General features: G+C 51.5%; 9 protein-coding genes (1 of these 9 running past the window's edge). 6 read left to right on the top strand and 3 right to left on the bottom strand.

Annotated elements, in window-relative coordinates; genetic code table 11:
- Window positions 1-1,054, top strand: partial view of a hypothetical protein gene (locus tag G6Q15_RS12315; RefSeq protein WP_164117360.1) — the 3' portion only. Its footprint begins 17 nt before the window's first position; the window shows 1,054 of its 1,071 coding nt (coding positions 18-1,071); its start codon lies beyond the left edge, outside the window; the stop codon is at window positions 1,052-1,054.
- A gap of 409 nt (window positions 1,055-1,463) precedes the next feature.
- Entirely contained in the window at window positions 1,464-2,627 is a 1,164-nt protein-coding gene (locus tag G6Q15_RS07550; RefSeq protein ID WP_164117358.1) for a hypothetical protein, read from the top strand.
- 23 nt (window positions 2,628-2,650) lie between these two features.
- On the opposite strand, the gene G6Q15_RS07545 is transcribed toward G6Q15_RS07550, so the two are convergent.
- Together G6Q15_RS07545 and G6Q15_RS07540 are read right to left on the bottom strand one after the other, a co-directional pair.
- On the bottom strand, window positions 2,651-2,815 hold the full coding sequence (locus G6Q15_RS07545; RefSeq protein ID WP_164117357.1) for a hypothetical protein: 165 nt from the start codon (window positions 2,813-2,815) through the stop codon (window positions 2,651-2,653).
- 429 nt (window positions 2,816-3,244) lie between these two features.
- Window positions 3,245-4,387 carry a glutathione S-transferase family protein gene (locus G6Q15_RS07540; RefSeq protein WP_164117355.1) on the bottom strand — a complete coding sequence of 381 codons (1,143 nt, stop codon included), beginning with the start codon at window positions 4,385-4,387 and terminating at the stop codon, window positions 3,245-3,247.
- Window positions 4,388-4,480: 93 nt separating this feature from the next.
- Here G6Q15_RS07540 and G6Q15_RS07535 point away from each other — a divergent pair, with 93 nt between their 5' ends.
- The 4 genes from G6Q15_RS07535 to G6Q15_RS07520 are packed head-to-tail and all read left to right on the top strand — an operon-like array spanning window position 4,481 to window position 8,291.
- Complete coding sequence (locus tag G6Q15_RS07535) at window positions 4,481-5,368, top strand: type 1 glutamine amidotransferase domain-containing protein (protein WP_205518119.1); 888 nt, start codon at window positions 4,481-4,483, stop codon at window positions 5,366-5,368.
- Window positions 5,365-5,781: a hypothetical protein gene (locus G6Q15_RS07530; RefSeq protein ID WP_164117353.1), complete on the top strand. Its 417-nt coding sequence runs from the start codon at window positions 5,365-5,367 to the stop codon at window positions 5,779-5,781. The genes G6Q15_RS07535 and G6Q15_RS07530 overlap by 4 nt, the downstream gene beginning before the upstream one ends.
- Window positions 5,778-7,580, top strand: a complete 1,803-nt coding sequence (locus tag G6Q15_RS07525) for an arylsulfatase (protein WP_164117351.1) — start codon at window positions 5,778-5,780, stop codon at window positions 7,578-7,580. Before G6Q15_RS07530 ends, G6Q15_RS07525 begins: the two co-directional genes overlap by 4 nt.
- 9 nt (window positions 7,581-7,589) lie before the next feature.
- Entirely contained in the window at window positions 7,590-8,291 is a 702-nt protein-coding gene (locus tag G6Q15_RS07520) for a hypothetical protein (protein ID WP_164117349.1), read from the top strand.
- Here the strand turns inward: G6Q15_RS07520 and G6Q15_RS07515 are convergent.
- Window positions 8,288-9,170: fatty acid desaturase (locus tag G6Q15_RS07515; protein WP_205518118.1), on the bottom strand; the 883-nt coding region annotated here is incomplete at its 5' end. The two genes, G6Q15_RS07520 and G6Q15_RS07515, sit on opposite strands and share 4 nt — an antisense overlap.

Here is a 9,170-nt window from a genome sequence, read left to right as displayed (position 1 = left end):
GCCCACCAACGATAATTTGCCGTTGGTTCCTGACGATGTGCTCAAGCAGCATGACGTTCATGAAAAATATGACACCCGCTTTCGTTCCTGCGCGAGGTTGCTGCAGGCCATCTGGCGTGAAGAACAAGGACTGCCCATTGGCACCTTCGTCGGCAAGAATGACGATAAGCGCAAAATGGGCTCTCTAATCGACGGCAAGACCGCTGCCAAGGGGCGCAATTTCATGACCCCCGGCATAGCCGACATGACCCGCCGTGAAGTCGCCTATCAAGAATCCGGTGCTTTGATTGAGCAGGGCCGCCTCTACGGCAACCTGCTTTCATCTATGCCGCTTACCTTCAATATGTTCGCGCCACTAAAGTTTGACGTGAAGCTGGCTGCTCAGGTGGTTCGTAGCCTTGTTCCTGACATTGACCTGTCCTCAGTAACCAAAGTGCTGTTTGAGCACAGCCCTGGACGCCGGAATGATAACCTTACAGGTGACCGCACCGCCTTTGACGTCGCCATCTTGTACGAACGCGGCGATGGGAAGGCTGGTTTTATCGGCATTGAAGTCAAATATAGCGAGAGCATGTTTGAAACAGCACCGTCCGAACTCAATCCCCGCTATGAAACATTGGCTCCTTCATCAGGACTGTTCAAAGACCCGATGTCGGCTGTCCTACGGACGAACCCTATCCAACAGCTATTTCGGCAACATCTGCTTGCCTATGCTGCTTTGGAGCGCGGTGACTGGGCTGAGGCACGGTTCATCACTATTGGACCGCGCCATAATCTGCCTGTGCAGCACGCATCGAGGCTCTATGCGGCGCATTTGGACACTAAGGGTGGTGTCAAAGTTCCGTTCCAATCCATTGAGCTGGAACAGTTCATAGAAGCCCTCGGCTGGGCTGGCGAGCAGGACTACGCCGCCGCACTGTATGACCGCTATACCGACTGGACGAAGCTTGATCCGCTGGTCGAGGAATCACTTGCAGCTTCATCTGGTGGAAAGTGGAAGATCAAGCCGCCGCAGGCAAAGCAGCCCGTCAAGCTGGTCGCCAAAGCTGCGTAAGAGTCTTCATTGAACGGTCACATAAAACATAGCCCTGCATGGACATATTCGTTCATGCAGGGCTAAGCAGCTATGCTCACTCCCGTTATTGCGAATCCAACTGATAGCGGCTATCCAATCCTCGCAGCTAGGTAAGTCCCAGCTGTGAGGCTTAGTAACCTCCACAACGCACGCGCCGGTCGAATCTATTTCGGCCGGGTGGCCGTTACGTATGTCCAGGGTTCGCCTAAAGGTGGCGGCGCCTTGTGCGTGCGCAGGGTTACTAACACCCGGCTTCGGGCCTGCCTCTTCGTCAACTTTGCGAGAGGCTAGCAATGACCCAGCCGTCCATTTCCATACCTCCCCAGTCACAATCCAATGCAGTAAATTTGCCTGTACTTCGTCTGAATTCAATCAGAGGAGACGTCTAATGAAGAATACGCTGCTGCTTCCAGTTATCTTCGGATGTGCACTAAACTTGGTCGCTTGTTCGTCAGAGCAATCGACCGACAGCGCGTCATCAGACAGCGACGGTTGGTCGGTCGTTAGCAACGTCGATAAATTCACGGATGCTAAATCTCGTATCGCTCAAAAAACATTTGAAACTGAAACCACCAAAATAGAGGCTCAGGTTCAGTGCCGTGGCAGCAAACAGATGGTCTACACCTTCACAGCATTTGGGTCAGACGGAGAGGGACTGCCATTCAGAACCCGGACAGGGCAGAATGCCTATGGCAATATCATAACCGTATCTGAAATTCTTGTCCGAGCAGATCAAAAACCCTCTGCTACAGTCTCGGCAACACCAAAGGACTTTAACAATCAGATTAAGTTGGCCTTGCCAGCGCTGTATAAGCCGAACAGCAATTTATTGGATGCTTCATTCGTATTGATAAGGCTGCCTTTGCAAAATGGCGACTTTGATCTGGAAATCGATCAGACGAACCCTTCCATTGGTGCGGCTCTGGCAGAATGTAGGCCTGATACTGCGGATGATGCTTCGTCCAATGATGCATCATTCGATAGTCGAACAGCCAAAGCGAAAGCGAGCACGCCCAAGGGTCTCTCGACATCAGACCAAAAACTTATCGCTCAGTATGAAAAGCTGAATAGCCAGTGCAGAGGCGGGGTTGGCGACAGAACAGAAGAAGTCTGCGATGCGCGAACTGCATTTGGAATGAAAATGAGCGATGCGGGCCTTTGTGATGGTAAAGAAGGTCAAAGTGAGGCTGAAATGGAATGGCATCGCTGTGCAGTTGGCTCAAACGGATATCAGCAATCACGCTCGCGCACCGAGAATAAACAAGAAAGTGAATATGGTGGAGCGGAACCTGGTATGGCCTATGCAGAATTTCGCAGGAGGTTAATTAGCGCTGGCTTCAAACCAAGGATCAGCAGTGAAAAGGCCAAACTATGCGCTGATGATCCGGAATATCATGATTGCACTGCCCATCAATACAAAGAAACTGATAGCTGTAGCGGCACTGGAGAAGCATTCTGCAATTACACTTGGGAAAAAGGAACCAGGCGTTACATCATCTTGACGCGCGAAGGGGAGGGAGGACAGGTTGTCGAAATGAGAATCGACCGTTGATTGGGCTCAACGGTTTTGAAAACCTAATCGTCCTTGCTCATGCGATTAGCGTGAGTTGCGCAGTATTTGGTTTCAAAATAAGTCTCACGTTCGTCGTAACCGATAAGCTCACCGCAAATGTCGCAACGATAATCATTCATCTCTGCCTTTTTTGACCAAGCAGCTATTTGTTCTTCACTGTTTTCCATCAAAGAATTCCCTTGAAATATCTGCTTACAGACCAAATTACTCGCTACCAGCGAGTTTTATTGATGTCAAAAATAGCCTCAATGTATGTCCAAATTGATCAAATAAACCCATGTGTAAAACCCCATCGGATATGCATCTTTAATCAGTGGGTTATGACACATAAATCGAAAGCCCATTTTCGTTAGGCGAAAGTGCGATGAACTGAGGTCGCGCTCGCATTCAAGGAATATTACAATTTCTGCTATTGGGCCGACAGCGGAAGGTCCGGTTATGTCCGCTTTGGGCGCAAAAGCGGACGCTCGCATATGCGTAGTAGCTCCTAGTTTGTAGTTCGACAGCGCCTTGAGGAAAACTCGCCCGATGCAGCGTACAGGTAATGTTTCAAAGAGTTGAAACCTGCTTTTGCATCCAACGCGACAGTCCACCAATCAATCTGTCCAGACTTCCAGGTGGTTCTTCCGCTCCACGCGGCGGGTGGTCTTGAGATCGAGGATCGACTCCAGCCTGGTCTCAGCAAAGAGTGCACGAACAGCTATTTTTCCTGCCTCATCCAGACCCTCTACCCAATCGCTGAGACGCTGGAGCAGGAAAAAACGATAGGGCATGACTGCAGTTGAAATTTCATGTCCACGCCAATCAAAACTGGTCATGCCAATACCGCGTCCAAGCCGCATCTTGCTGGGATCGGTTTCTGCATTTTCATCCAGCCACCCGTTGGCAAATTTAACATGAGCCGTAATTTCAGACAGATATTCATCGGCGACAAATTTCATTAGCGATTTGAGCGTATCGGGAATCTCATTGTCGGTGAACAGCTCATCACCGGCCTGCTCCACCTCCTCGTCGACAAACGTCTCTGGCATATTCATCCGCTCGGTCCAGCGGAACACACGCGGCGCAGTAGTCTGCATAAGGTGGAGCGGCTTGGGATCGCGTGCCAGATGCGGATAGAGCGGTCCAAACAGCCCGAAATCTCCGATAGTCGCATAGCCGCCAAGCAGGAAAGGTGTTTGTTGCAAATGCGCATTAAAGCGTGAGAGAAAATCAGCGTAGCTTTCTTCAACCGTTGCAAATGTTTCTGACGTCACGCCGAAGGCAACTGCCGCTTTCCGCATCCTTCCGCTGGCATGATCAAAAGCCGCTGCCTCTCCCTCAGGGCCAAGCCCATCGGGCAGCACATCGCGAAAGGTATCGCGCAAGAAGGACAGGTTTGTTTCGTCAAAATTCCAACGATAGTGCATGGCGGGGCGCAACAGGCCTTCGCCGCCGAATAGCTCAAACAAATGTGCCACCGCTCGCATCACCGGTGTTTTTGGGTGGATGGATTTCCCGCTTGCACCGCTTTTCTCAAAGTGATCAAGGATCACTGTGCCGTCCTGAACCAATTCACCGTCTGGCGTCTCAACCACGGGAATGATCCAACGGTTCACTCGCGGTACAATCTGTTCGGTAAAATGCTTGCCACCCGCTTTGTGTTCGACAAATGGAATATGGTTCTGCCGCATATAGGCGCGCACTTTGCCGGTATAGAGTGATCCGGCCATGCCATAGAGAAGGTGGGGTTTGGTCATGGAGTCGGTTCCTTATTACCGTACTATCTATTGACATCATAAGTGCCATAATAGATGGTGTTGATCAAGTTCTAACTCTTCGTGAGGCTGCCGGTGAAAAAGAAACTGCTAACCATCACGGGCCTGTTGGCCCTCAGCATAGTCATGTTGGCTATCGCTGCACCGTCCATCATTCACGCTCTCGGAATGCATCCCGACTATAACGGGCCGATCTACAAACTGCCCGGCAAAAAAGCGCTCATCATCGCCACCAATCATGGCGTGCTTAACAAACCGGGCGAAAAAACAGGCGATCCCTCTGGCGTGATGGCATCTGAGTTTACCCATCCCTACTACGGCTTTCTGGACGCTGGGATGGATGTGGACATAGCTAGCATCAAAGGTGGCAAGATTCCCGTCGATCCTCAGACTTTGGGTCGGATGGTGATTACGCCAGAGGACAAGCGTTATTTGGATGATCCGGTTCTACGGGGCAAGATCAAGAACAGCATCAAGATCGATGATCTCGACTTCACTCAATATGACGCCATTTTTATCGCCGGCGGCTGGGGAGCTGCATACGATCTTGGTTATTCCGAAAAGCTCGGAGAAAAAATCAGCGAGGCCTATTTTGCCAAACGACCGATTATCGGCTCTGTCTGCCACGGTGCACTGGGCCTGATCAAAGCGAAAGATGATGATGGCAATCTTATCATCGCTGGCCGGAAAATAACCGGTGTCAGTGACAAGCAGGTCAAGGAACTGGGCATTGATGTTACACCCATGCATCCGGAGACAGAGCTGCGCAAGGCAGGCGCGCTTTATGAAAATCAAACCGCCTTTCGCGACATGTTTGCTACTCATGTTGTTGTAGATGATGAAAAGCGTTTTGTGACCGGCCAGAACCAAAATAGCGGCCATGTCACCGCCCACAGGATGATGGAGATCATCTCAAAACTGCCTGAAGCTCCATCTCCGGAAAAAGGGAAATCTGCAGAATGAAAAAGGCGTTGCGCATTGTCCTTTGGGTGCTGATCGGACTGATTGCCCTGAATTTCCTTGTAACAGGGCTTCGTTGGGCGGTCGATCCGTCGGGAGCAGCAGAAGCGTTCGATATGTCGCTATTCAGCGGTGCTGCTCTCAGCACACAGATTGGCGATATAGGCGCATTCTTTATCGGCATGGGGCTGTTTGTCCTGCTCGGCCTGGTGACTAGGAAGCGCGAATGGTTTTTGGCATGCGCAACTTTGGTTTTCGCTGCCGCCCTATTCAGAACCCTGGCCTGGCTCTTTCACGGAGCTTCGTTGATGATGCAGTTTATCGTTCCTGAAATCATAATCGGCACATTGCTTTTAATTGCGTCAAAGAAACTAACGGCTGAAAATTCGCAAGTTCCGGCGCAAAAGCCAGAATGAAGAATCCCGCTTTCAAACTGTTCTGTGCGGCCTTTGCCAGTGTGCTTTTGACGGTTTTTGGGTCCGCCGCCGCCCAAGCTTCTCGCCCCAATATTGTCTTCATTCTGGCTGATGATTTGGGCTTCACGGATACTGCTCCCTACGGCAGCGAAATCAACACGCCAACCATATCGGCGCTTGCGGCCCAAGGTCTTCGCTTTTCCAACTATCATACCGCAGGCAGTTGCGCGCCATCGCGCGCCATGCTGCTGACCGGCGTTGACAGTCACCGCGCCGGCGTTCCGAATATCCCGGAAATGCTCCCGCCCGAGCAGACGCAGCACCCGAATTATCGCGGCGTGTTGAGCCGCAATGTGGTGACTATCGCAACACTTTTGCAAGATCAGGGCTATCACACCTATATTGCCGGGAAATGGCATCTGGGGATGACACCCGACCTGTTGCCCAGCGCGCGCGGTTTTGAGCGCAGCTTTATCATGGCAGATTCCGGCGCGGATAATTGGGAACAAAAACCCTATCTGCCGATTTATGAGCAGGCCAATTGGTTCGCCGATGGCAAGCGCACGACGCTGCCCGATGATTTCTATTCGTCGCGTTTTCTGATCGACAAGACCATAGAATTTATCGACAGCAATGCGTCGGATGGCAAACCATTTTTTGCCTATGTGCCCTTTCAGGCCGTTCATCTGCCCGTACAGGCACCGCAGGAATTTATCGACCGTTACATGGACACCTATAATGGCGGATGGGATGAGCTCCGGCGGCAGCGTTATTTGAAAGCGGTTGAACTTGGACTGGTTCCCAAAAACAGTGCGATGGTTGATATGCAAACCACTGCCGATTGGGATGCGTTGACGCCAGCACAGAAAAAATATCAGGCCAAACGCATGGCGGTCTATGCGGCAATGGTCGAGGCGATGGACTTTCACATTGGGCGGTTGATTTCGCATCTGAAAGACATTGGCGAATATGAAAACACGATATTCGTGTTCACTTCCGACAATGGCGCGGAGCCCAGCGGACCGGTCCACCCTGATACCACAGTCACCCGATTTGCGCTCGGCAGACAAGGATATAAAAATGACTACGAAACGCTCGGCCTGAAAGGAAGTTTCAACAGCATTGGCCCCAGCTTTGCCAGCGCCGCTGCATCGCCTTTGTCTTACTATAAATTCTATTCCGGCGAGGGCGGTATGCGAGTGCCATTGATCATTGCGGGTGAAAGACTGCCATCGCAATCTGTCATGACGAGCGCCTTCACTTTTGCGACCGACATAGCGCCAACCATATTAGAGCTTGCCGGGACAGCAGCACCAGAACCGAGATTTGGCGAACTGCGATACGGCGGCCGCAAGATTGAACCGATCACCGGGCGCAGCCTTCTGCCGCTGATCAAAGGTGAGCAGAATCGCATTTATGATCCCGATGAGCCGATTGGCTATGAACTGGGCGGCAACAGCGCGCTGTTTCAGGGTGATTACAAAATCGTCCTAAACCGCGGTCCTGTCGGTGATGGCAAATGGTACCTATACAATATAGTCGAAGACCCCAGCGAAACGCGCGATCTGTCGAAACGTGAGCCGAAACGCTTTCAGGACATGCTCAATGCTTATGTCCGATATACAAAAGACAATGGCGTACTTCCCGTTCCGAAAGGCTTCAACGCGCAGCAGCAGGTCGCTCTCAATGGATTGCGCGAACGTGCTGGGCCGGCGATCCTGATCGGGATTCTCTTGGTACTAACCTTGCTGCCATTCGTCCTTTATGCGCGCGCAAGGCGCAAGGGCCAGAGCGAGTAGGGGCGGAATATGAAAAAATGGACACTTAGAATTTCAGGCGCATTATTATTGCTGTTCCTATTCCTGTTCTGGCTCGCCTTTTTCTCCCCGCGCCCGCCGCTCACCACTGACCCAGAAACGTTGGCCGGAGATGGCAGCACCATCAACTATTGTGAAATTCCAGAGCTGGATGGCAGCGGGAAAATGGCGGCGGATATTGCCAAGGGCAATACGCCGGGCTGCGCCTATGATCACTTCCCACTACCCATATTGGCGAAATGCACAGAGCCATTGGTGGAAGGAGCGGATGATATACGCGGGTTGTGGATTGGCGTAAACGGTGATGAAAATGCCAAGGTCGGCCATGTCGAACGCGTTGAACAATGCGGCGATCGCACGGTCATCACGACTGCCGGTATCATCCACGATTCCGGAAGCAACAAAACAGGGCATTTTAACACTGATGATACTGAGGGTTCTGTGCTGTTTACCATCGGCGGCAAAGAATATTGCAACCGCACCTCTGCCAGTATGAAATGGCGCGCTGGCAAGTTGGATTTCAATGTCTTTGGCTGGGGTCCAGTCGCCGTGCGCCGCTATATGGACGGCGAGCAGCTGGTGTGGGAATATGCTGACGGTTCGATCACCCGAATGGACCGGATCTGCAAATTGCCAGAGGATCAAAAAAAGCCGAAGGCCAGAGGCCTGCGTTATTCGCTTTTTGGCGGTTAGTCGGATACGCCCCGTGGCTTTAGCGAAAAGGTGTCAGTGATCGCGGGGTTTTGCGTCTCATGATAAATCCTCCGCGCGTTCCAGATTTTGAGGTAACGATAAAATGGCACTGTGGGATAGAGATGATGCACGAGGTGATAATTCTGATACAGGAATATCGGGGTCATCAGCCACTCCATGCCCACGCGGTTTGAAGTGGACCGGAAACGGTCTTCCTTAGCGCTTATTTCATGTGGATAGTGCGGCAGGAAGTCGAAGGTGAAGGTGACGACCAATTTGGCGATGCGGGTCGGGACAAAATATAGCAGCAGAAAATATCCGAGCCACCCGGCGAGGGTTATGGCCGCGATTACTGCGGCACCGAAAAGAACCGCCAAATAGAATTCCCGGCGCTCCTTTTTTGGTCTTCTCCGGAAAACCTCGGGCTTCAGATATTCTCTGAAATAGACAAAGTCCAACGTTAGCCATTTGAAGGGCAGAAGCCATGTCGGACCAGTCCCACAATAAGCATCGGGATCTTTTGCTTCGTCGTTTGTGAATTTGTGATGCTGCATGTGAATGTAACGGAACATCAGAAAGACAGGCGTAGGTTCGAGAAGTGCAATGCCGGCACGGCCAGCCCAGTCATTCACCCAGCGATTGGAGGATATTGCGCTGTGGGTGGCATCATGTGCCACGGTGAAGGCCATGTAGGATGCAATGGTGTTAAACAGGATAGCCCAAATCAGGGGTAATATGCCTTCGACATATGCGAAAACAGTCAGACCAAATACCCCATAAGCCGAAACCAGAAGCATGATGGTTGGCCAAGCGATTTTTGGCCTCTTGATGAGCCTTTTGAAGCTGTCTCTTATACTCATTTGACGCTGCCGACGATAC

This window comes from Sphingorhabdus sp. Alg239-R122, assembly GCF_900537065.1.
Taxonomy (GTDB): Bacteria; Pseudomonadota; Alphaproteobacteria; order Sphingomonadales; family Sphingomonadaceae; genus Alg239-R122.
This window is presented reverse-complemented; position numbering and strand designations above follow the sequence as displayed.

Bases quoted from the DNA above. Each gene is read 5' to 3' on its own strand.
- G6Q15_RS07550 (WP_164117358.1), top strand. From the start codon at position 1,464: ATGAAGAATACGCTGCTGCTTCCAGTTATCTTCGGATGTGCACTAAAC.
- G6Q15_RS07545 (WP_164117357.1), bottom strand. From the start codon at position 2,815: ATGGAAAACAGTGAAGAACAAATAGCTGCTTGGTCAAAAAAGGCAGAG.
- G6Q15_RS07540 (WP_164117355.1), bottom strand. From the start codon at position 4,387: ATGACCAAACCCCACCTTCTCTATGGCATGGCCGGATCACTCTATACC.
- G6Q15_RS07530 (WP_164117353.1), top strand. From the start codon at position 5,365: ATGAAAAAGGCGTTGCGCATTGTCCTTTGGGTGCTGATCGGACTGATT.
- G6Q15_RS07525 (WP_164117351.1), top strand. From the start codon at position 5,778: ATGAAGAATCCCGCTTTCAAACTGTTCTGTGCGGCCTTTGCCAGTGTG.
- G6Q15_RS07520 (WP_164117349.1), top strand. From the start codon at position 7,590: ATGAAAAAATGGACACTTAGAATTTCAGGCGCATTATTATTGCTGTTC.